At 67.5% G+C, this 20452-nt stretch carries 16 protein-coding genes; 8 read left to right on the forward strand and 8 right to left on the reverse strand.

Annotated features, from left to right (window positions below; translation table 11 throughout):
- Positions 1–212: 212 nt before the first annotated feature.
- From F3I16_RS12580 to F3I16_RS12590, 3 genes are read right to left on the reverse strand one after another with little or no spacing between them, the layout of a single operon-like run.
- Entirely contained in the window at positions 213–974 is a 762-nt protein-coding gene (locus F3I16_RS12580) for an SDR family oxidoreductase (RefSeq protein ID WP_160493933.1), read from the reverse strand.
- Positions 959–1906 (reverse strand): alpha/beta hydrolase, encoded by a 948-nt coding sequence (locus tag F3I16_RS12585; RefSeq protein WP_160493934.1) that lies wholly within the window; start codon positions 1904–1906, stop codon positions 959–961. The genes F3I16_RS12580 and F3I16_RS12585 overlap by 16 nt, the downstream gene beginning before the upstream one ends.
- Positions 1890–3362 (reverse strand): NAD(P)/FAD-dependent oxidoreductase, encoded by a 1473-nt coding sequence (locus tag F3I16_RS12590; RefSeq protein WP_160493935.1) that lies wholly within the window; start codon positions 3360–3362, stop codon positions 1890–1892. The genes F3I16_RS12585 and F3I16_RS12590 overlap by 17 nt, the downstream gene beginning before the upstream one ends.
- 110 nt (positions 3363–3472) lie before the next feature.
- Between F3I16_RS12590 and F3I16_RS12595 the strand changes: the two genes are divergently transcribed.
- The gene (locus tag F3I16_RS12595; RefSeq protein WP_160493936.1) at positions 3473–4498 is read left to right on the forward strand and encodes an AraC family transcriptional regulator; all 1026 of its coding nucleotides are present in this window, start codon (positions 3473–3475) and stop codon (positions 4496–4498) included.
- Between the two features lie 71 nt (positions 4499–4569).
- On the opposite strand, the gene F3I16_RS12600 is transcribed toward F3I16_RS12595, so the two are convergent.
- Positions 4570–6645 carry an LTA synthase family protein gene (locus tag F3I16_RS12600; protein WP_160493937.1) on the reverse strand — a complete coding sequence of 692 codons (2076 nt, stop codon included), beginning with the start codon at positions 6643–6645 and terminating at the stop codon, positions 4570–4572.
- Positions 6646–7982: 1337 nt separating this feature from the next.
- Here F3I16_RS12600 and F3I16_RS21380 point away from each other — a divergent pair.
- On the forward strand, positions 7983–8525 hold the full coding sequence (locus F3I16_RS21380; protein ID WP_372239627.1) for a methyl-accepting chemotaxis protein: 543 nt from the start codon (positions 7983–7985) through the stop codon (positions 8523–8525).
- Between the two features lie 66 nt (positions 8526–8591).
- On the opposite strand, the gene speE is transcribed toward F3I16_RS21380, so the two are convergent.
- Positions 8592–9452 carry a polyamine aminopropyltransferase gene (gene speE / locus F3I16_RS12610; protein ID WP_160493938.1) on the reverse strand — a complete coding sequence of 287 codons (861 nt, stop codon included), beginning with the start codon at positions 9450–9452 and terminating at the stop codon, positions 8592–8594.
- 166 nt (positions 9453–9618) lie between these two features.
- On the reverse strand, positions 9619–9810 hold the full coding sequence (locus F3I16_RS12615) for a PLDc N-terminal domain-containing protein (protein ID WP_160493939.1): 192 nt from the start codon (positions 9808–9810) through the stop codon (positions 9619–9621).
- A gap of 240 nt (positions 9811–10050) precedes the next feature.
- Between F3I16_RS12615 and F3I16_RS12620 the strand changes: the two genes are divergently transcribed.
- The 5 genes from F3I16_RS12620 to F3I16_RS12640 all read left to right on the forward strand — a co-directional run bounded on the left by F3I16_RS12620 (position 10051) and on the right by F3I16_RS12640 (position 13455).
- A complete protein-coding gene (locus tag F3I16_RS12620) occupies positions 10051–10317 on the forward strand; it encodes a hypothetical protein (RefSeq protein ID WP_160081244.1) in 267 nt (88 codons plus the stop codon).
- Positions 10318–10499: 182 nt separating this feature from the next.
- Entirely contained in the window at positions 10500–11492 is a 993-nt protein-coding gene (locus F3I16_RS12625) for a GlxA family transcriptional regulator (RefSeq protein WP_160493940.1), read from the forward strand.
- A 15-nt stretch (positions 11493–11507) separates the two neighbouring features.
- Positions 11508–11756, forward strand: coding sequence for a DUF1272 domain-containing protein (locus F3I16_RS12630; RefSeq protein ID WP_160493941.1), 249 nt, complete (start codon positions 11508–11510; stop codon positions 11754–11756).
- A gap of 11 nt (positions 11757–11767) precedes the next feature.
- Entirely contained in the window at positions 11768–12277 is a 510-nt protein-coding gene (locus F3I16_RS12635) for an HPP family protein (RefSeq protein ID WP_160493942.1), read from the forward strand.
- Positions 12278–12285: 8 nt separating this feature from the next.
- Entirely contained in the window at positions 12286–13455 is a 1170-nt protein-coding gene (locus tag F3I16_RS12640; protein ID WP_160493943.1) for an MFS transporter, read from the forward strand.
- A 105-nt stretch (positions 13456–13560) separates the two neighbouring features.
- Here F3I16_RS12640 and nfuA read toward each other — a convergent pair whose 3' ends face one another.
- A complete protein-coding gene (nfuA, locus tag F3I16_RS12645) occupies positions 13561–14145 on the reverse strand; it encodes a Fe-S biogenesis protein NfuA (protein WP_160493944.1) in 585 nt (194 codons plus the stop codon).
- A 121-nt stretch (positions 14146–14266) separates the two neighbouring features.
- Positions 14267–16552 (reverse strand): fatty acid cis/trans isomerase, encoded by a 2286-nt coding sequence (locus F3I16_RS12650; protein ID WP_160493945.1) that lies wholly within the window; start codon positions 16550–16552, stop codon positions 14267–14269.
- 160 nt (positions 16553–16712) lie between these two features.
- On the opposite strand from F3I16_RS12650, the gene metH reads away from it, so the two are divergent.
- On the forward strand, positions 16713–20423 hold the full coding sequence (metH, locus tag F3I16_RS12655; RefSeq protein WP_160493946.1) for a methionine synthase: 3711 nt from the start codon (positions 16713–16715) through the stop codon (positions 20421–20423).
- Positions 20424–20452 lie beyond the last annotated feature (29 nt).

Here is a 20452-nt window from a genome sequence, read left to right on the forward strand (position 1 = left end):
AGCCGGCCCGTGACACACAGGGACAGAAGCATGTTGCAGACCAGGGATGGCTGGGCAGAACGCCAGCCGGAACCCTCCGTTGCAGAGTAGTCCCTGGCGCAGGCGGCTGTCGCCCGCAGAGATGATCAAAATGTTGCCGCGGCGACAGACGGGACGCTGCGCGCCGGCGGCCTGGCGCGCACTCCCGCTGCCGCGGGCGGCCGGCCAGGCGCTCAGCTGCGGCTGAGCCAGCCCATGATCGCGCGGCTCACCCAGGGCGGCGACACCTGCCCGCTCCAGTACATCAGCTTGAACAGCCAGTGCACCGGCCGGTGCACCAGAGGCTGCTCGGCCTGCCGCCAGACCGCCGCGGCGATGTCCTCGGCGCGCAGCCTGACGCCCAGGCGACGCAGCGCCGGCGGCTCGAAGGTCTGGCTGTCGACCATCGGCGTGCGCACGAAGGGCGGCATCAGGTCGCCCACGCGAATGCCGTGGCGCCGCCATTCCAGCTCCAGCGCCTCGGTGAGGCCGCGCACGGCGAACTTCGACGCCGAATAGCTGACCATGTGCGGCGTGCCGTACAGGCCCGAGGCCGAACCCATGTTGATCACCTGGGCGTCGGGAGTCGCCTTCAGGTAGGGAAAGGCGGCATGGGTCATGTGCAGCAGGCCCAGCACGTTGATCTGCAGGATCCGCGCGTGCTCCGCCAGAGCGATTTCCTCGAAGTGGCCGAAGCGCAACACGCCCGCGCAGTTGAACAGCAGGCGCAGGCGGCCGCCGTGCTGCGCGGCGAAGTCGGCCAGCGCCGCGCCCACCGCCGCGGCATCGCCGACATCCAGCTCGGCGTGCCAGACCCCACCCAGTTCGGCGGCCAGCTCGGCCAGGGCACTGTGGTTGATATCCAGCAGGCCGACCTGCCAGCCGCGCGCATGGAACAGCCGGGCGGTGGCCGCGCCAATGCCAGAGGCGGCGCCGCTGATCAGGATAGTGGGCATGGGCAACCTCGCTGGCGGAGAAAGTCGAGCAGCCGCTGCAGCGCCTGGTCGGCGCCGGCCAGCAGGCCGCAGTTGATCTGGAACACATGCCACTGGCGGCGGTACAGCTCCAGCCGGCAAGCCACCCCCGCCGCCACCGCGCGCTGGGCCAGCAGACGGCTGTGCTGGAGCAGGATCTCGTCCTCGCCGACCTGCACCAGCAGCGGTGGCAGGCCGTGCAGCTCGGCATACAGCGGCGACAGCTGCGGATCGCGGCGATCCATGCCCGCCGGGCAGTAAGCCGCCGCGCCCTGCTCCAGCCAGGCCACCTGCAGCAGCGGGTCGCCAGCCGCCGGTGCATGCAGGTGGGCGCCGCTGACATCGCTGAACGGCGACAGGCAGACCAGCGCCGCCGGCAGCGGCAGGCCCAGTTCGCGCAGCCGCAGCACACTGACCAGGGCCAGGTTGCCGCCGGCCGAATCGCCGGCGATGACGATCCGTTCGGCCGGCTGGCCCTGGGCCAGCAAGGCGCGATAGGCCGCCAGCGCATCGTCGCGGGCCGCCGGGAACGGATGCTCCGGCGCCAGGCGGTAATCCAGGGCGCAGACGCGCAGCTGGCCGTGCCGCGCCAGGTAGCTGGTCAGGTTGCGATGGGTCTGCGGCGCGCCGACGATAAAAGCCCCGCCATGCAGGTAGAGCAGCACCCAGCCGTTGTCCCGCGCCGGCAGCAGCCATTCGCAGGGCACCCCGCCCAACTCGCCCGCCGCCACCCGCACCCCGCGCGCCACCGGTGCCAGGCGCGTGCCCCAGCGCAGCAGGCGGCGCTGGGTCGGCACACCGACGCCGGGGTGGAAGCCGCCGCGGAACAGCAGCCAGGTCAGCCCGCGCAGCAGCGCCGTCAGCAGGCGCTGCCCCGCGCCCGAGGGGGCCGCCAGCTCAACGGACCAGGTCATAGTCGCTCCAGTCCGGCTGGCGGGTGTGCTGACGGTAGCTGAAGGTGAAGCCGGACCAATTGTTGGTGTGCTTGCCGGCGGCATTCTTGTACCAGCTGCTGCAGCCCTGCTCCCACACCGAACGCCGGATGTCGTGCTGCACCTGGCGGTTCCAGGCCTGCTGCACCGGCGCGCGCACGTCGAGGTAGCGCACCCCCTGCTGCAGCTGCTGCAGGCCGGCCAGCACATAGGGGTACTGGCTCTCCAGCATGTAGATGATCGAGTTGTGGCCCAGGTTGGTGTTCGGCCCGTAGAGCAGGAACAGGTTGGGGAAGCCGTTGACGCTGATGCCCTTGTAGGCCTCGGCGCCCTCCTGCCAGGCCTGGTTCAGCTCGACGCCGCCGAGGCCGCGGATGTGCATGGGCGCGAGAAAATCGCTGGCGGCGAAGCCGGTGCCGAAGATCAGCACGTCCGCCGGGTGTTCGCGGCCGTCGGCGGTGATCACCCCGTGGGCACCGACCGCACGAATCGCCGTGTCGACCACCGCTACCTGGGGCTGCGCCAGCGCCGGGTAGTAGTCGTTGCTGATCAGGATGCGCTTGCAGCCCAGCGGGTAGTCCGGGGTCAGGCGCTCGCGCAGGGCCGGGTCGGCGATCTGCCGGCGCAGGTGGCGCAGAAAGGTGCCGCGGTACAGTTTCATCAGCCCCGGCAGGATGAAGAAGGCCACACCGCGGGCCTCGTGGTAGAGGTACTGCAGGGCCCGGTCGAGTTTCTGCGTCCACGGCCAACGCTGCATCAGCGCCAGCTCGAAGCGGCTGTAGGCGCGGTCCGGCTTGGGCAGCACGTAGGCCGCCGAGCGCTGGAACAGGGTCAGTTGCGCCACCTGGGGCACGATCTGCGGGACGAACTGGATGGCGCTGGCGCCGGTGCCTATCACCGCCACCCGCTTGCCGGTGAGGTCCACATCATGGCGCCAGCGCGCCGAGTGAAACGCCTCGCCGGCGAAGCCCTCGATGCCCGGCAGCGCCGGGTACGCCGGCCGGTTGAGCTGGCCACAGGCGCTGACCAGGGCACGGGCGCTGAAGCGGGCGCCATCGCGGGTCTGCACGCGCCACAGCGCGGCCGGCTCGTCGAACCAGGCCTCGGCCACTTCGCTGTTGCAGCGGATGCGCGGCTGCAGGTCGTACTTGGCCACGCACTGCTGCACGTAGGCGAAGATCTCCGCCTGCGGGGCGAAGCGCCGACTCCAGTCGGTCTTCGGTTCGAAGGAAAAGGAATACAGGTGCGACGGCACATCGCAGGCCGCTCCGGGGTAATGGTTGTCGCGCCAGGTGCCGCCGGCCTCGGCGGCCTTTTCCAGAATCAGGAAATCGTCGCAGCCCTGCTGGCGCAGGCGCATGGCCAGGCCCAGGCCGGCAAACCCGGCACCGATGATCAGCACGCCCAGGGGTGCATGCTCGGGAGTATTGTTAGACATTGTGTTCTCCGTGAATCGCCGTGCAGGCGATGAACGAATCCTAAGTGCAGCGGCGTCCCCGAGTTATGGCATAGTCGGCCAGAAAATTGTGACTTTCGGACAAGCTCGCCATGCCCATCGCCACCCCCTGGCCGCAGCGCCGCAGTGCCATCAGCGTCCAGCTGCTGACCCAGTTCGGCCTCGACCAGGGCCTGTCGATCGACGCCTGCCTGGCCGGCACGGGGCTGAGCTGGCAACAGCTGGCCGACCCCGGTTGCGAGGTGGAGGCCGGCCAGGAGCTGCTGCTGATCGGCAACCTGGTGCGCGCCCTCGGCGAGCGCCCGGGCATCGGCCTGCTGGCCGGCAAGCGCTACCAGCTGAACACTTACGGCATCTGGGGCTTCGCCCTGCTCAGCAGCCCGACCTACCGCGACGCCGCCCGCCTCGGCCTGCGCTACCTGGACCTGACCTACGCCTTCCACGGCATGCAGCTGGAGGAACACGGCGACGAGGCGCACCTGCTGCTCGACGACCGCGCCATCGCCCCGGAACTGCGCCGCTTCATCCTCGAACGCGACCTGGCCGGCATGCTCCAGGTGCTACGCGAACTGAACAGCCGCGAGGTGCCGCTGCTGCGCGTCGACCTGCGCAGCGCCGAACCGGCCGACCCCAGCCTGTACCTCAGTGAAATCGGCGTGTTGCCCCACTTCGCCCAGCCCTGCAACCGCTTCGTGGTCGACCGCCGCCTGCTCGACCACCCCCTGCCCGGCGCCAACCCGCGCACGGTGGAGCTGTGCGAGCAGCAGTGCCAGCTGCTGCTGGACAAGCGCCGCCAGCGCAGCGGCCTGGCCGGGCAGATCCGCGGCCTGCTGCTGAGCCGCCCCGGCCACCTGCCGGACATGGAGCAGGTGGCGAGCAGCCTGCACATGAGCTCGCGCACCCTGCGCCGGCGCCTGGACGAGGAAGGCACCAGCTTTCGCAGCCTGCTGGAGGAAGTGCGCCAGGCCCTGGCCGAGGAGCTGCTGGCCACCGGCGGCCTGAGCCTGGAGGAAATCGCCGAGCGCCTGGGCTATGGCGAAGTGTCCAACTTCATCCATGCCTTCAAGCGCTGGAAAGGCGTGCCGCCGCGACAGTACCGGCTCGGCGAGCCGGCCTGAAAGGCCGATTACGATCTCGCCACCGGTTAACCGACACGTAGCAGATCGTAGGCAGGTTCTGAGCGCAGTGCTCAGCGGGCGACCTGCTGCCCCCGGCCACCGATGGCGCCACTGGTGTTGTCCAGCAGGCTCCCGGTCGCCACCTGCAGGAAGGACTGCAGGCGCTTGAGCATCGGCGCCTGGGCCGGGTCGTCGTGCAGCAGGCTGACCCGCGCCTGGGCGCCGAGCTGGTAGTCGTACAGGCGCGCCGCCAAGCCCTTGGGCTGCACGAGGATCTTGCTGCCGCTGACCAAAGCCACGGTCTGGTCGCTGCCGGACGGCTTGATCACGCCGATGCCCTGGTCGCCCGCCGGCAGGTTGAGCAGGTCGCGCCCCCAGCACTGGTGGCGCACGTCGCCGCCCAGGCGACCCATGATGGTCGGCACCACATCAAGCTGGGTGCCCACGGTGTCGCGCTGCGCGCCGAACTGCTGCTGGATGCCCGGGGCGATCAGCAGCAGCGGCACGTTGAAGCGGAACAGGTCCAGTTCGGTCAGTTGCTCGCCACTGGCAAAGCCGTGGTCGCCGACTATGACGAACAGGGTGTCCTTGTAGTACGGCGCCTGCTTGGCCTTCTCGAAGAACTGGCCCAGGGCCCAGTCCGAGTAGCGCATGGCGGTCAGGTGCTGGTTGGCCCCGCCACGGTCGGTGACCGGCGGCACCGGCAGCTGCGCCGGCAAGGCATAGGGGGTGTGGTTGGACAGGGTCTGCAGCAAGGCATAGAAGGGCTTGGCCGGGTCCAGCTTGGCCAGCTCCTCGGCGCCGCGGTCGAACATGTCCTGGTCGGACACGCCCCAGGTCGGGTCCATGAACACCGGGTCGACGAAGTCCTCGCGACCGACGAAGTTGCGCATGCCCTGGTTGCTGAAGAAGCCGGACTGGTTGTCCCACTGGAAATTGCCGTTGTAGACGTAGACGTCGTCGTAGCCGCGGGCGCTGAGCAGCTGCGGCAGGCCGGAGAACTGGTGGCCGCCCTCCGGCGTGCGCATCAGGTACTCGAAGCCCGGCAGGTTGGGGAAGCAGGCCATGGTGGCGAACATGCCCTGGTGGGTATGGGTGCCGTTGGAGAACAGGCGGGTGAACAGCAGCCCCTCCTGGCTCAGGCGGTCGAAGTTGGGCGTGATGTTGGCATCGCTGCCCAGCGCGCCGACCCAGCGCCCGGCAAAGCTCTCCATGAGGATCACCACCACATGGCGGATCGGCAGCGTGCCGGCCTGCGGCGGCTGGAAGTCGCGGCGCACGGCGGCAAGGTCGCCATCGACCAGTGCATCGTGCGGGCCGAGCAGCATCTCGCGCACCGTCTGCAGCGCCTCGGCGGGCGGCAGGCTGGCTTTCCAGGCGTTGTCGCGATGGCTGGAAAAGCTGTTCTTCGCCGCATCGATCAGGGTCAGCGTGCCGTTCAGGCCCAGGTGGTTGGCGAACATCGAGTCGGTGGTGAAGGCGTCGCCCCAGCGCAGCGGCGGGCCCTGCTTCAGCGTGCCACGGGCGGCGAGCACCGCCAGCAGCAGGCAGAGGATGAACACCAGCCCCCGCCAGTACCAGGCCAGGCCCGGCTGGTGCGCACGCGGCCGGGTACCCTGCTCGATCAGCAGGAACAGCCAGGCCAGCGCCAGCGTGGCCAGGGCCCAGGCCAGCAGGTAGCGCAGCACCGGGAAACCGTTCCAGAGCATGCTCAGCACGGTGCCCAGGTCTTCCTGCATGTACTGGAAGACCAGGCTGTTCAGGCGCTGGTGAAACTCGCGGTAGAAATCCAGCTCGGTGACACCGATGAACAGGGTCAGGCTGGCGAACAGGGTCAGCCAGGCCACGTGCAGGCGCCGGGCAGCCATGGCGCGCGCGCTGAGCAGCGACAGCAGCAGCGGAGCGCAGGCATACACCACCAGGCGCAGGTCGAAGCGCAGGCCGTTGAAGAAGGCCTCGGCGATCTGCAGCCACGGCGTGGCGCCGACCTGCTCGAAGTTGTAGAGCAGCAGCGCGCCGCGGAGCAGGGAGTACATCAGCATCAGCAGCACGGCGCTGGCCAGGGCGAACGCCAGGTGGCTGGCGAGCGTGGGCGGCAGGGGTCGAACGGGCAAGGCCGGCTGATTCGGGGTAGCGGCGACGGGCATGGGCATTCCAGGCAAAGAGCGACGAGGGAACCGGCAAGGCACGGCACAGAAGCTTTCCTATGCTGCGCCGGCCGCCGTGAAATTTTTGTCGAAGCGGATTGGGTAGACCCGCCCCCAGGCCCTCGGGTTCAGTGCCGGCCCGCTCGCCGGGCTCCCGCCGCCGCACAAGGCGATTGCGCCTTTCCTGCGGCCGCTTCGGCCACCCCCTGGGCGCAAACCCGCATGACGCCGTCGCCACCCGCGCCGGGGCCCGTCCAGAGGTCACGGGCTCGTCGTCAAGCGGTCGCCGCCAGCACCTTGGCACGGTACTCTGGCTACCGGCATTCTGCCAGCATCCGCCCGCCGGGTGCGGCGCCACCCATCCCCCAGACCGCGCTCAAGCCGCCCACCGCGCGGCCGATAGCCTCGGCAACGAACAAGAACGGAGCCCCCTCATGCAACAGGGCCTTTTAGCCACCTTCATGCCGCCGACCGAGCAGGACCACAGCACCCAGCTGCTCAGCCGCATGCTCGCCTTCTTCGCCTTCTGCGGCCTGGCCATCGGCCTGTACAGCGGCATCAAATGGGGCCGCCTGGGCAACGACGCGCTGCTGCACGGCTCCTTCCTGCTGATCATCGGCATGCCGCTGGCCCTGCTGGTGCTGCGCAACGCCTGGCTGCCGGCACGCGGCGTGGCCAACTTCGCCATGGCGCTGATCAGCAGCTACGCGATGATCCTCATCTACCACCTGGGCGGCCTGCATTCGGCGCACATCTTCTGGCCTCTGGTGGTGATCGGCTTCGCCTACCTGCTGCTGGGCGGGCGCAGCGCGGCCTTCTGGGCCCTGCTGCAACTGCTCTTCGTGTTCTGGCTGATCCGCCTGCAGCGCAGCGGCGCCGCCCTGCCCGTGTTCGAGCTGAGCCCGCGCGATGCCATGCTCAACGAATACTCCGGCTACATGCTGCCGGTGATCACCATGTGGCTGGCCCAGTGGTACAGCTCCAAGGTTCGCCAGCAGGCGCTGGACGACGCCCAGCAGCACCTCGACGAGGCCGAGCGGGTGGGCAAGGCCGCCACCGCCGGCAGCCAGCAGCTGGCGGCGCTGCTGGACGAGGTGCGGCACAGCGCCGGCGACCTGCGCCAGCTGTCGCAACAGCTCTACCAGACCCTCGACAGCATGCGCCAGCGCTGCCAGAGCATCGATGGCGACGTGCAGCAGCAGGCCGCCGCCATGCAGCAGCTCGATCAGGCCGTGCACCAGGTGCTCGACGAACTGGCCGCCAGCACCGCGCAGATGCAGCAGCTGAGCCAGGACACCCAGCACAGCAGCAGCCAGGTCATCACCTGCGCCCAGCGCATGCAGGACGCCCGGCAGAGCATGCAGGCCATCCAGCAGAGCAACCAGCGCATCGCCGAATCCATGCAGATGATCAGCGCCATCGCCCAGCAGACCAACCTGCTGGCGCTCAACGCGGCCATCGAGGCGGCCCGCGCCGGCGAGCACGGCCGCGGTTTCGCGGTGGTCGCCGACGAGGTGCGCAGCCTGTCGCAGCGCAGCAACCAGACCGCCGACACGGTGCAGAGCGTGCTCGGCCAGTCCGAGCAGATCGTCAACACCGGCGCCGAGCAGGTCAGCGATGTCGGCGAGGCCCTCAGCGAGAATGCCGCCCTGACGGAAAACCTCTCCGGCGCCATCCTCCAGCACAGCCAGGCGCTCGACCAGGCCCACCGCCAGCTGGTGCAGGTGCGCGACAACAGCGCCGCCCAACGCGAAGCCAGCCTGCGCCAGCGCGCCGCCAGCGCCGAACTGCTGCACGCCCAGGAATCCCTGGTCGAGCTGGGCGAGCGCCTCGACCAGCTGTCGCAGCAACTGCACCAGCGGGTCGCCGAACAGCGCTGACGCCAGCCACGGGTACAGACATGAAAAAGCCGACTTGCGCCGGCTTTTTCATGTTCCGCTGCAACCTCAGTCGTTGCTCGGTTTGTTCACCGCCTGCAGCACGTACTGCGGCAGGGCGAAGGCCCCCTGGTGGATTTCCGGGTTGTAGTAGCGGGTCACGATGCTACTGCCGGCAAAGCGCTGGCGCAGGGTTTCCAGCGGCAGCTTGCGGTACTCGGCATCGGTGGCGCCCCAGGCGAAGGTCATGCTGCCGCCGATATAGGTCGGCACCGCGGCCATGTAGAAGTGCCAGTCGGCGAACAGCCCGTCCATGCGGCTGGCGGTGTTCTGTACTTCGGACAGCTGCATGAACGGCGTGCCGTTCTGCGTGACCAGGATTCCGCCATCGTTCAGGCAGCGGCGGCAAGCCTGGTAGAAGTTCTCGGAGAACAGCACCTCGCCCGGACCGATCGGGTCGGTGGAGTCGGAGATGATCACGTCGAACTTCTCGGTGGTGGTGGCGACGAAGTTCATGCCGTCGTCGATCACCAGGTTCAGCCGCGGGTCTTCATAGGCGCCGCAGGAGTGGTTGGGCAGGAACTCCTGGCACATCTCGACCACGGTACCGTCGATCTCGACCATGGTGATGCTCTCCACGCCGCGGTGCTTGCGCACCTCGCGCAGCATGCCACCGTCGCCGCCGCCGATGATCAGCACGCGCTTGGCGTTGCCGTGGGCGAGGATCGGCACGTGGGTGAGCATCTCGTGGTAGATGAACTCGTCGGCCTCGGTGGTCTGGATCACCCCGTCCAGGGCCATCACCCGGCCCATGCGGGCGTTCTCGAAGATCACCAGGTGCTGGTGTTCGGTGCGTACTTCGTGCAACAGCTTGTCCATGCGAAAGCGCTGGCCATAGCCGTCGTAGAGAGTTTCCAGGTAGTCGCTCATGGGTAGTCCCCCGTCGAGGTGGTGGATGCGGACGGACTGACACCCGCCCATGAAAAGGCGCGCATTGTAAGGGCATAAGCGAGGTGGCTCCACCGCTGGAGCCATATCGGAGCGCCTTCCTGCGGTAGATCCGCTGGGCAGGACGATGTTCAGGCGCCGCGGCAATTTACAGACGAACGTTACCGCGCGGACCGGCCAGGGCCCAGATGATCAGGCCAAGCACCGGAAGGAAGACGATCAGCAGAACCCAGACGACTTTCATCGGGGTCTGCGCATGGCTTTTCACCACGTTGATGATCGCCCAGATATCCAGAACCAGAATCGCCAGACTGAGAAGACCGCTCAAGAACGAGCCCATGGCAACACTCCTGTGGGATGGGGTTACCTGTTTAGGATAAGCGCAATCCGCGGTGGTTCCATTTTTCTGCCTGGTGCGCGGGAAAACTCCGTAAATCGGACACATGCGACATATTGCTGTGTTTTTACGACAGCTTGTGACTTCAGGGTCAGGTTTCGTCATCAACACAATACAGGCCACGGTATTGCACGCTTTCGTCGGCCAGATCGCATATTGGGCATCCATTGGAGATACAGACCCATGAACACTCTGCTCCGCGTCAACGAAGCACTCTTGATTGCCGGTCGCGCCTTCCAGCCGTTCCAGTGTGTAGCCTGGACCCAGCAGGACGGTAGCGGCGAACTCAGCCTGACCGTGATCGACCGGACCAACACCCGCGTCGGCCAGACCCGCCTGACCAGCAGCACCTACCGCGACCCGGCGCAACTGGCCGATGTCCTGACCCAGTCGCGCGAGCAACTGAGCCGTCAGGGCTACGACCTCGAGCCGTGGAGCATGCCGGAGTAAGACTTCGCCCTCCCCGGCCTGCCGCCACCCCAACCCCCTCTGCCCTCTGGGCGAGGGGGTTTTTATTGCGGGCGAAACGGGATTCGCACGACACGGATCTGTCCATATCTGTGGGCTTATTGTCATTGTCGCCATGACGAGCCGAGCGCAGACTGCTTCCATCCTTCTGCGAGAGCCGCCCCATGGACGCCCCCCGGACCATTGCCTGCCTGATCTACCCCGACGTGATGAGCCTGGATGTCAGCGGCCCGCTGCAGGTGTTCGCCTCGGCCAATGTCGAGTGCCAGCGCCTGGGCCTGCCACCGCCCTACCGCTTGCGGGTACTGGGCGAGCAGGCCGGCCCGGTCGCCACCTCGGCGGGCTTCCAGCTGGTGGCCGAGCAGGCCTGGCGCGATACCGCGCCGGCCAGCCTGGACACCCTGCTGATTCCCGGCGGCCTCGGCGAGGCCGCACAGTGCGAGAACCAACCGCTGCTTGACTGGCTAAGAGCAGCCGAACCCCAGCTGCGCCGCCTCGGCTCGGTGTGTTCCGGGGCGCTGATCCTGGCCGCCGCCGGCCTGCTCGACGGCCGCCGGGCCACCACCCACTGGGCGGATGTCGAGGCGCTGCGTGCTTACCCGCGGGTCGAGGTGGACGGCAATCGCCTGCACACCTATGACCCCAGCGGCCAGGACGGCGAAGCCCATGTGTTCACCTCGGCCGGAGTCACCGCCGGCATCGACCTGGCCCTGGCCCTGGTCGAGGCCGATCTCGGCCGCCCGCTGGCCCTGGCCGTGGCCCGGCGCCTGGTGATGTTCCTGCGGCGTCCCGGCGGCCAGGCGCAGTTCAGCGCCCTGCTCACCGCGCAGGCCAGCCGCACGCCACGCCTGCTCGGCCTGCTCGAATGGATGGCGCAGAACCTCGCGGCGGACCTGTCGCTGGAGGCCCTGGCGAGCCAGGCCAGCCTGTCCAGCCGCAGCCTGTCGCGCCTGTTCGTCCAGGAACTGGGCATGGGCCCCGGGCGCTACGTCGAGCGCCTGCGTCTGGAGGCGGCGCGCGCGCTGCTGCAGGACAGCGGTGCATCGATCGCCACGGTGGCGCGGCTGACCGGCTTCAACCACCCGGAAAACCTGCGCCGCACCTTTCACAAGCACCTGGCGGTCAGCCCCCAGGACTACGCCGAACGCTTCGCCTGATCAGGAGAGATGACCATGCTGCAACTACGCCCCGGCTGCGAATGCTGCGACCGCGACCTGCCGCCCGACTCGGCGGACGCGATGATCTGCTCGTTCGAGTGCACCTTCTGCCGCGACTGTGCCGAGCAGCGCCTGCACGGCCACTGCCCCAACTGCGGCGGCGAGCTGCTACGCCGACCGATTCGCCCCGCCGCCACGCAGGCTGCCAACCCGCCCTCCGCCGTGCGCATCCACAAGCCTGGCGGCTGCCAGGCCAATTATTGAGGAACCCCACCATGCTCGTACTCTTGCGCAAATTCCGCGGCGACGCCCTTGCCCTGCCGCCTCGCGCCAGCCTGCAGCAGGTCGCCCTGGCCTGGCTGGGCGGCGTGCTGGCCATTGCCTGCGTCGCCAGCGCCGCCGACCTGCTGTCGCTGAGCCTGCTGCTCGGCTCCTTCGGCGCCTCCTGCGTGCTGGTGTTCGGCTTTGCCGACCTGCCCTTCTCGCAGCCGCGCAACGTGATCGGCGGGCACCTGCTCAGCTCCCTGGTGGGCCTGGCCTTCCTGCACGCCTTCGGCCCGCAGTGGTGGGTGCTGGCCCTGGCGGTCGGCAGCGCCATCGCCCTGATGATGCTGACCCGCACCGTGCACCCGCCGGCCGGCTCCAACCCGGTGATCATCTTCCTGGCCCAGCCGGGCTGGGGCTTCCTGCTCTTCCCCACCCTGGTCGGTGCCCTGCTGCTGGTATTGGTGGCGCTGTTCTTCAACAACGCCACGCGCAGCGGGCGTTACCCGAAATACTGGTGAGGCCGAGCATGCTGCTGCGCAATCCGACCCTGCTGCGCCTGTTTATCGCCCAGGCGCTGTACTGGAGTTGCTCGCTGATCGGCATCACCCTGACCGCCCTGGTCGGCCTGCAACTGGCGCCCCTGAACAGCCTGGCCACCCTGCCGCTGGCCCTGCTGGTGCTCGGCAACCTGCTGAGTACCCAGCCGCTGTCGCTGTTCATGCAGCGCCACGGGCGCCGGCCGGGGTTGCTGCTCGGTGCGCTGGCCGGTATCGGCGGCGGCCTGCTCAGCGCCTTGGGCGTATGGCAGGCGAGCTTCCTGCTGTTCTGCCTGGGCGCCCTGCCGATCGGCGTATACCAGGCCTCGGCGATGTACTACCGCTTCGCCGCACTGGAGGCGGTGGACGAGGCGCACAAGGGCCGCGCCAGTGCCTGGGTGATCGGCGGCGGGGTGTGCGCCGCGCTGCTCGCGCCGACCCTCACCCTGTGGTCGCGCAACGCCCTGGCCACCCCCTATGCCGGCGCCTACCTGCTGCTGGCCACCCTCGCCCTGCTGGCCCTGCTGCCGCTCGCCGGCCTGCGCGAGGGCGGCGTGCCGGCCCCGGCCAGCGGCGGCCTGCACGGATTGGGCGAGCTGCTCGGGCGCCCACGGATCCGCGCGGCCATGGCCACCACCGCCATCGGCCACGGCCTGATGATCATGGTGATGAACGCCACGCCCCTGGCCATGAGCTTCTGCGGCCTGGCGCTGGCAGACGGGGCGCGGGTGATCCAGTGGCACATGCTCGGCATGTTTCTCCCGGCCTTCATCGCCGGGCCGCTGGTCGACCGCCTCGGCAGCCAGCTTGTGGCCCTGCTCGGCATCGCCCTGCTCACCCTCAGCGCCGGCATCGCCCTGGCCGGCCAGACCCTGGGGCATTTCCTCATCGCCTCCTGCCTGCTCGGCATGGGCTGGAACCTGATGCTGGTGGCCGGCACGACCCTGCTCGGCAGCGCCCACGCACCAGGCGAACGCGGCCAGGCCCAGGGGCTGATGGAGCTGGGCAACGGCACGGTGGCGGCCGGCGCCTCGTTCGCCTCCGGCGCGCTGCTCAGCAGCATCGGCTGGAATCCGGTGAACCTGGCCATGCTGCCGTTGCTGGCGCTGGCCCTGCTGGCCCTGCGCGGCGCCGCCGGCAAGGCGGCCGCGCCGGCCTGAATGCGTGACGCTTGAGGTGTGTCCACACGCCAGGGCCACAAACCAACAAGGCGACCGAAGTCGCCTTGTCTTGCCCTGCACTGGCCTGGCGCCGAGGCGCCCCGATCAGTAGTAGGCGTTCTCGCGGTTGCTGTGGTCGGTCACGTCGCGCACACCCTTGAGCTCGGGAATGCGCTCGAGCAGGGTCTTCTCGATGCCTTCCTTGAGGGTGTAGTCGGCCTGGCCGCAGCCCTGGCAACCACCGCCGAACTTGAGCACGGCGATGCCCTCCTCGACCACGTCGACCAGGCTGACCTGACCACCGTGGCTGGCCAGCCCCGGATTGATCTCGGTCTGCAGGTAGTAGTTGATGCGCTCGGTGATCGGGCTGTCTTCGTTGACCATCGGCACCTTGGCGTTCGGCGCCTTGATGGTCAGCTGGCCGCCCATGCGGTCGGTGGCGTAGTCGACCACGGCGTCTTCCAGGAACGGCTCGCTGAGCGCGTCGATCCAGGCGGTAAAGCTGGCCAGACCGACGGCGGTGTCTTCCGGCTTCTGCTCGCCCGGCTTGCAGTAGGCGATGCAGGTTTCCGCATACTGGGTGCCCGGCTGGGTGATGAACACGCGGATGCCGATGCCCGGCGTGCTCTGCTTGCTCAGCAGATCAGCCAGGTAATCGTGGGCCGCATCGGTAATGGTAATGGCGCTCATGGCAACTCCTCGCAAACATGGAGGCAGTGTACGCCACTCGCCCCGGCGGATAAAGTCCTACCAAATTAGTAGGAATAATTCTTGGCCAGCAGCCGCTGCGGGCAGCCACGGCCCGTGGCCGTCACAGGTTCTGGTAGCGGTTCATGTCCAGCACGCCCGCCTCCACCGGCTCGGTCTCGCGGATATAGGCCGACAGGTCGTGGAAGTAGCGCCAGAACTCGGGGTGGCTGCGGCGAATGCCCCAGCGCTCGACCAGCCTGTCGAACGCCAGCTGATCGCGGACCTGCTCCAGCTCGGCGACGAAGGTCGGCACCTCGGCCACCGGCACATTGAACAGGAAGTTCGGGTAGCTGGTCAGCACGCCGGGGTAAACGGTCAGGGTATCCAGCCCCGGCTGGTAGCGCAGCGACTCGCCGGCGATGAACGCCACGCTGCTGTGCGCGCGGTTGCGCAGCAGGCTGTAGATCTCGCGCTGGCCACCGGCCAGCTCGACGCGCAGCAGGCTGGCTTCCGGCAACTGATCGATCACCTTGAGCCCCGCCGCCGGCTTGCCGGTCAGGCGGCTGAGCGCCTGCTCGGCATCCTGTAGCCCTGCCGGCAAGTGCCGCCGGTAGCAGTCGCCCGTGGCGCAGCGATTGATCGGATCGGGCCGCGCATTGATATCCGCGTAGCGCTGCAGCAAGGCTTCGGCAAACACACGTTTGGGGTCGCGGCCCTCGAGCTTGAGGGCCGTCGGCGTGTGCAGGTCGGCATCCACATAGGTCAGCCACATCTTCAGCTTGGCGCTGCTCTGGTACCAGTCGTCCAGATAAGCCTGGCGCGACTCGGCCGGCAACAGGCGGAGGAAGTTCAGCTCGGCGCCGTTGCGGATCAGGTCGAAGTACAGGCGGGTCTGCGCCTGGTGCGAGACATTACCGAACACGTCGAAGTTGACCACCAGCTGGTAGTAGGTGCGCTCGAACAGCGGGAAATCCAGCAGCCACAGGGTCTGCGGGATCTCGCCGATCAGGCCCTTGCGCACCGAGGCGCTGTCGCGCTGGCGGAAGATCGACAGCAGCGCGTTGTCGTTGCCGGCCCAGATGCTCGACCAACTGGGCGCCGGTGCATCGGCATAGGCCTGCTGGCGCAGGTCCTCGTACTGGTTGCGCTTGTTGCGATAGCTGCGCCAGACCCCCAGCAGGTCGCCGATCTCGTCGAACTGCCCGGGCATGGCCAGCAGCGGCGTGGCTTGCGCGCGGTACTCGGCATCGGTGAGGTAGAGGTCGCGCTCGGGGGCCTGGAACAGCGCCCAGAAGTTGTCGCGGATCACGTCGGTGGCGATCTGCCCGCGGCATACCGGGCCACGGATAAAGGTGCGCACGAAGTACTCGGCGTTATCCAGCATGAACTGGTAGCGCGCCTGCGGCGGGATGGCGGCGAAGGTCTCGAAGGGGTTTTCCCGCCGCTGGGCGCCGTAGCCCGGCACCGCATCGGCCTTCCAGTCGCCGCTGAAGAACAGTTCCTGCACCCGCGCCAGCTTCTTCGCGCTGAGCGGATAGGTGATGTGGGTCTTGTGCACGATTACGCCCTGGATCGGCCACAGGCGGTAGTACACCTGAGTGCCCGGGTCTTCGTTGGGCCGCCGCGTGGCGATCGCATCGATCGGCTGGTCGCTGGGCGTGCGCGAGCGCACCAGCTGGAAGAAATGCCCCGCCTCGCCGCCCTCGAAGTACAGGTGGGCGAGGAACAGGTGCTCGAACAGCCAGCGGCCGACCAGCGCCTCGCGGGCCCCCGCCGCGTTGAGCAGGTTCTCCCACGCGGCGATCTGCTGCTGCTCGGCGGCAGAAGGCTGCAGCGCCTGTTCATCCACCGGCGCGCCCTGTTTCAGCCACTGCTGCAGCGTTGCGTATTCGCCGTCGCTGAGGCCGGCCACGGCGAACGGCATGCCGGCGTGGGCGAACTGCCTCTGGTAGGCATCGAACTCGCCCGGCAGCGGGCACTGGTTGTCGCGGGCGATGGAGATATCCAGCTCGGCCGGCAGCTTGGCATTCGGCGTCGGTGGGTTGTTGCGCCCAAGTTCCAGCATGCGCGCCATCAGTGCGGCCTGGCCGTTCTGGGGGTTCAGCACCGACTCGAAGCCCTTGCTGCGCCAGGCCGCCTCGCCCTGGGCATCGAAGTACAGCCGGGTGGTGGCTTGGGCCTTGGTCCGCCCGCCGTCATACACCGGCAGCTTGCTGGCACCACGCAGCACACCCTCGCCGCTGCCCAGGTTGAGCTGGCACGGCGCGTCGTAGCAGGCGTGGCAGGCCACGCACTTCTGCGTGAGGATCGGCTGGATATCGCGGCTGTAGGACACCGCCGGGCTGGCGCCGACAGGGCCGATCAGGATGAATGCGAAGAAAAATGCAGCAAGTCCCTGGCGCAACATAAGCCTGTCCTGTGTGTGCGAATGGCGATTCTAACGCACTGGCCAATCGGCAGGCGCCCTAAACATGAGCAAAATTCATGGAAAAACCCGAGCTGCGGCAAAAGCATGCAGCTTTGCTATCATCGCCGCCTCTGTTTCCGCTCTCTCCAGGTAGTTCCCCATGTCCGATCGCAGCGCCCGCCTCCAGGCCCTTCAGCAAGCTCTGAAAGAACGCATCCTGATCCTCGATGGCGGCATGGGTACCATGATCCAGAGCTACAAGCTGGAGGAAGAAGACTACCGTGGCGCGCGCTTCGCCGACTGGCCGAGCGACGTCAAGGGCAACAACGACCTGCTGCTGCTCAGCCGCCCGGACGTGATCCAGGCCATCGAGAAGGCCTACCTGGATGCCGGCGCCGACATCCTGGAAACCAACACCTTCAACGCCACCCAGGTGTCCCAGGCCGACTACGGCATGGAGTCGCTGGTGTACGAGCTGAACGTCGAAGGCGCGCGCCTGGCCCGTGAAGTGGCCGACGCCAAGACACTGGAAACCCCGGACAAGCCGCGCTTCGTTGCCGGCGTGCTCGGCCCAACCAGCCGTACCTGCTCGATTTCCCCGGACGTCAACGACCCCGGCTACCGCAACGTCACCTTCGACGAGCTGGTGGAAAACTACGTCGAGGCCACCCGCGGCCTGATCGAGGGCGGCGCCGACCTGATCCTGATCGAAACCATCTTCGACACCCTCAACGCCAAAGCGGCGATCTTCGCCGTGCAGCAGGTGTTCGAGGACGATAACGTCGAACTGCCGATCATGATCTCCGGCACCATCACCGACGCCTCCGGCCGCACCCTGTCCGGGCAGACCACCGAAGCCTTCTGGAACTCGGTAGCGCACGCCAAGCCGATCTCCGTGGGCCTGAACTGCGCCCTCGGCGCCAAGGACCTGCGCCCGTACCTGGAAGAGCTGTCGACCAAGGCAGGCACCCATGTGTCGGCACACCCCAATGCCGGCCTGCCCAACGCCTTCGGCGAATACGACGAGACCCCGGCCGAGATGGCCGCCGTAGTCGAGGAATTCGCCGCTTCGGGCTTCCTCAACATCATCGGCGGCTGCTGCGGCACCACCCCGCCGCACATCCAGGCAATTGCCGAGGCGGTCAGCAAGTACAAGCCGCGCGCGATTCCGGAAATTCCCAAGGCCTGCCGCCTGTCGGGCCTGGAACCCTTCACCATCGATCGCAGCTCGCTGTTTGTGAACGTCGGCGAGCGCACCAACATCACCGGTTCGGCCAAGTTCGCCCGGCTGATCCGCGAAGAGAACTACACCGAAGCCCTGGAAGTCGCCCTGCAGCAGGTCGAGGCCGGCGCCCAGGTGATCGACATCAACATGGACGAAGGGATGCTCGATTCCCAGGCGGCCATGGTCAAGTTCCTCAACCTGATCGCCGGTGAGCCGGACATCTCGCGCGTGCCGATCATGATCGACTCCTCCAAGTGGGAAGTGATCGAAGCCGGCCTCAAGTGCATCCAGGGCAAGGGCATCGTCAACTCGATTTCGATGAAGGAAGGTGTCGAGCAGTTCAAGCACCATGCCAAGCTATGCAAGCGCTACGGCGCCGCCGTGGTGGTGATGGCCTTCGACGAAGTCGGCCAGGCCGACACCGCCGCGCGCAAGCGCGAGATCTGCCAGCGCAGCTACGACATCCTGGTCAACGAAGTGGGCTTCCCGCCGGAAGACATCATCTTCGACCCGAACATCTTCGCCGTCGCCACCGGCATCGAGGAACACAACAACTACGCCGTGGACTTCATCGAAGCCTGCGCCTATATCCGCGACCACCTGCCCTATGCCCTGAGCTCGGGCGGGGTGTCCAACGTGTCGTTCTCCTTCCGCGGCAACAACCCGGTGCGCGAGGCCATCCACTCGGTGTTCCTCTACCACGCGATCCAGAACGGCCTGACCATGGGCATCGTCAACGCCGGCCAGTTGGAGATCTACGACGAGATCCCGGCCGAGCTGCGTGAGAAGGTCGAGGACGTCGTCCTTAACCGTACACCGAACGGTACCGAGGCTCTGCTGGCTATCGCCGACAACTACCGCGGCGACGGCAGCGTCAAGGAAGTCGAGGACGAAGCCTGGCGCGCCCTGCCGGTCGGCAAGCGTCTGGAGCACGCGCTGGTCAAAGGCATCACCGCCTTTATCGTCGAAGACACCGAGGAATGCCGCCAGCAGTGCGCGCGCCCGATCGAAGTGATCGAAGGCCCGCTGATGAGCGGGATGAACGTGGTCGGCGACCTGTTCGGCGCCGGCAAGATGTTCCTGCCCCAGGTGGTCAAGTCCGCCCGGGTGATGAAGCAGGCAGTGGCCCACCTGATCCCCTTTATCGAAGCCGAGAAAGGCGACAAGCCGGAGGCCAAGGGCAAGATCCTCATGGCCACGGTGAAAGGCGACGTGCACGACATCGGCAAGAACATCGTCGGCGTGGTGCTCGGCTGTAACGGCTACGACATCGTCGACCTGGGCGTGATGGTCCCAGCGGAGAAGATCCTGCAGACGGCGATCGCCGAGAAGTGCGACATCATCGGCCTGTCCGGCCTGATCACTCCCTCGCTGGACGAGATGGTGCATGTCGCCCGCGAGATGCAGCGCCAGGGCTTCAGCTTGCCGCTGATGATCGGCGGCGCCACCACCTCCAAAGCCCACACCGCGGTGAAGATCGAGCCCAAGTACCAGAACGATGCGGTGGTCTATGTCACCGACGCCTCGCGCGCGGTCGGCGTGGCCACCCAGCTGCTGTCCAAGGAGCTCAAGGCCGGCTTCGTCGAACGTACCCGTGCCGAATATGTGGAAGTACGCGAACGCACCGCCGCGCGCAGCTCGCGCACCGAGCGCCTGCCCTACGCCGCCGCCGTGGCCAACAAGCCGAAGTTCGACTGGAGCAGCTACCAGGCCAGCAAGCCGAGCTTCACCGGCGTGAAGGTGCTGGACGACATCGACCTGGCGACCCTGGCCGAATACATCGACTGGACGCCGTTCTTCATCTCCTGGGACCTGGCCGGCAAGTTCCCGCGCATCCTCACCGATGAAGTGGTCGGTGAAGCCGCCACCGCGCTGTATGCCGATGCCCTGGCGATGCTGAAGAAGCTGATCGACGAGAAGCTGATCAGCGCCCGCGCAGTATTCGGCTTCTGGCCGGCTAACCAGGTCGACCACGACGACATCGAAGTCTACGGCGACGACGGCCAGCCGCTGGCCAAGCTGCACCACCTGCGCCAGCAGACCATCAAGCCGGACGGCAAGCCCAACCTGTCCCTCGCCGACTTCGTCGCGCCGAAGGACAGCGGCGTGACTGACTATGTTGGCGGTTTCATCACCACCGCCGGCATTGGCGCCGAGGAAGTGGCCAAGGCCTACCAGGACGCCGGCGACGACTACAACTCGATCATGGTCAAGGCCCTGGCCGACCGCCTCGCCGAAGCCTGCGCCGAGTGGCTGCACGAACAGGTGCGCAAGAATTACTGGGGCTACGCCCAGGACGAACAACTGAGCAACGAGGAGCTGATCAAGGAAGCCTACAAGGGCATCCGCCCGGCCCCCGGCTACCCGGCCTGCCCGGATCACACCGAGAAGAAGACCCTGTTCACCCTGCTCGACCCCGCGGCCGAGTTCAACAAGGCCGGCCACAGTGGCGTGTTCCTCACCGAACACTACGCCATGTTCCCCGCCGCCGCCGTCAGCGGCTGGTACTTCGCCCACCCCGAGGCACAGTACTTCGCCGTGGGCAAGGTGGACAAGGATCAGGTGGAGAGCTACACGGCGCGCAAGGGCCAGGAGCTGGCGGTCAGCGAGCGTTGGCTGGCGCCGAACCTGGGTTACGACGACTGACTGCACAGGGGCGCCATGCGCCCCTTCTC

This window comes from Pseudomonas sp. L-22-4S-12 (assembly GCF_009799935.1).
Classification (GTDB): Bacteria; Pseudomonadota; Gammaproteobacteria; order Pseudomonadales; family Pseudomonadaceae; genus Aquipseudomonas.

Excerpts from the sequence above, each read along its gene's own strand:
- F3I16_RS12600 (WP_160493937.1), bottom strand. The coding sequence starts at position 6,645 with ATGCCCGTCGCCGCTACCCCGAATCAGCCGGCCTTGCCCGTTCGACCC.
- F3I16_RS21380 (WP_372239627.1), top strand. The coding sequence starts at position 7,983 with ATGCAGGACGCCCGGCAGAGCATGCAGGCCATCCAGCAGAGCAACCAG.
- F3I16_RS12590 (WP_160493935.1), bottom strand. The coding sequence starts at position 3,362 with ATGTCTAACAATACTCCCGAGCATGCACCCCTGGGCGTGCTGATCATC.
- F3I16_RS12625 (WP_160493940.1), top strand. The coding sequence starts at position 10,500 with ATGGACGCCCCCCGGACCATTGCCTGCCTGATCTACCCCGACGTGATG.
- F3I16_RS12640 (WP_160493943.1), top strand. The coding sequence starts at position 12,286 with ATGCTGCTGCGCAATCCGACCCTGCTGCGCCTGTTTATCGCCCAGGCG.
- F3I16_RS12585 (WP_160493934.1), bottom strand. The coding sequence starts at position 1,906 with ATGACCTGGTCCGTTGAGCTGGCGGCCCCCTCGGGCGCGGGGCAGCGC.
- F3I16_RS12615 (WP_160493939.1), bottom strand. The coding sequence starts at position 9,810 with ATGGGCTCGTTCTTGAGCGGTCTTCTCAGTCTGGCGATTCTGGTTCTG.
- F3I16_RS12595 (WP_160493936.1), top strand. The coding sequence starts at position 3,473 with ATGCCCATCGCCACCCCCTGGCCGCAGCGCCGCAGTGCCATCAGCGTC.
- metH (WP_160493946.1), top strand. The coding sequence starts at position 16,713 with ATGTCCGATCGCAGCGCCCGCCTCCAGGCCCTTCAGCAAGCTCTGAAA.
- F3I16_RS12650 (WP_160493945.1), bottom strand. The coding sequence starts at position 16,552 with ATGTTGCGCCAGGGACTTGCTGCATTTTTCTTCGCATTCATCCTGATC.
- nfuA (WP_160493944.1), bottom strand. The coding sequence starts at position 14,145 with ATGAGCGCCATTACCATTACCGATGCGGCCCACGATTACCTGGCTGAT.
- F3I16_RS12580 (WP_160493933.1), bottom strand. The coding sequence starts at position 974 with ATGCCCACTATCCTGATCAGCGGCGCCGCCTCTGGCATTGGCGCGGCC.
- F3I16_RS12635 (WP_160493942.1), top strand. The coding sequence starts at position 11,768 with ATGCTCGTACTCTTGCGCAAATTCCGCGGCGACGCCCTTGCCCTGCCG.
- speE (WP_160493938.1), bottom strand. The coding sequence starts at position 9,452 with ATGAGCGACTACCTGGAAACTCTCTACGACGGCTATGGCCAGCGCTTT.
- F3I16_RS12630 (WP_160493941.1), top strand. The coding sequence starts at position 11,508 with ATGCTGCAACTACGCCCCGGCTGCGAATGCTGCGACCGCGACCTGCCG.
- F3I16_RS12620 (WP_160081244.1), top strand. The coding sequence starts at position 10,051 with ATGAACACTCTGCTCCGCGTCAACGAAGCACTCTTGATTGCCGGTCGC.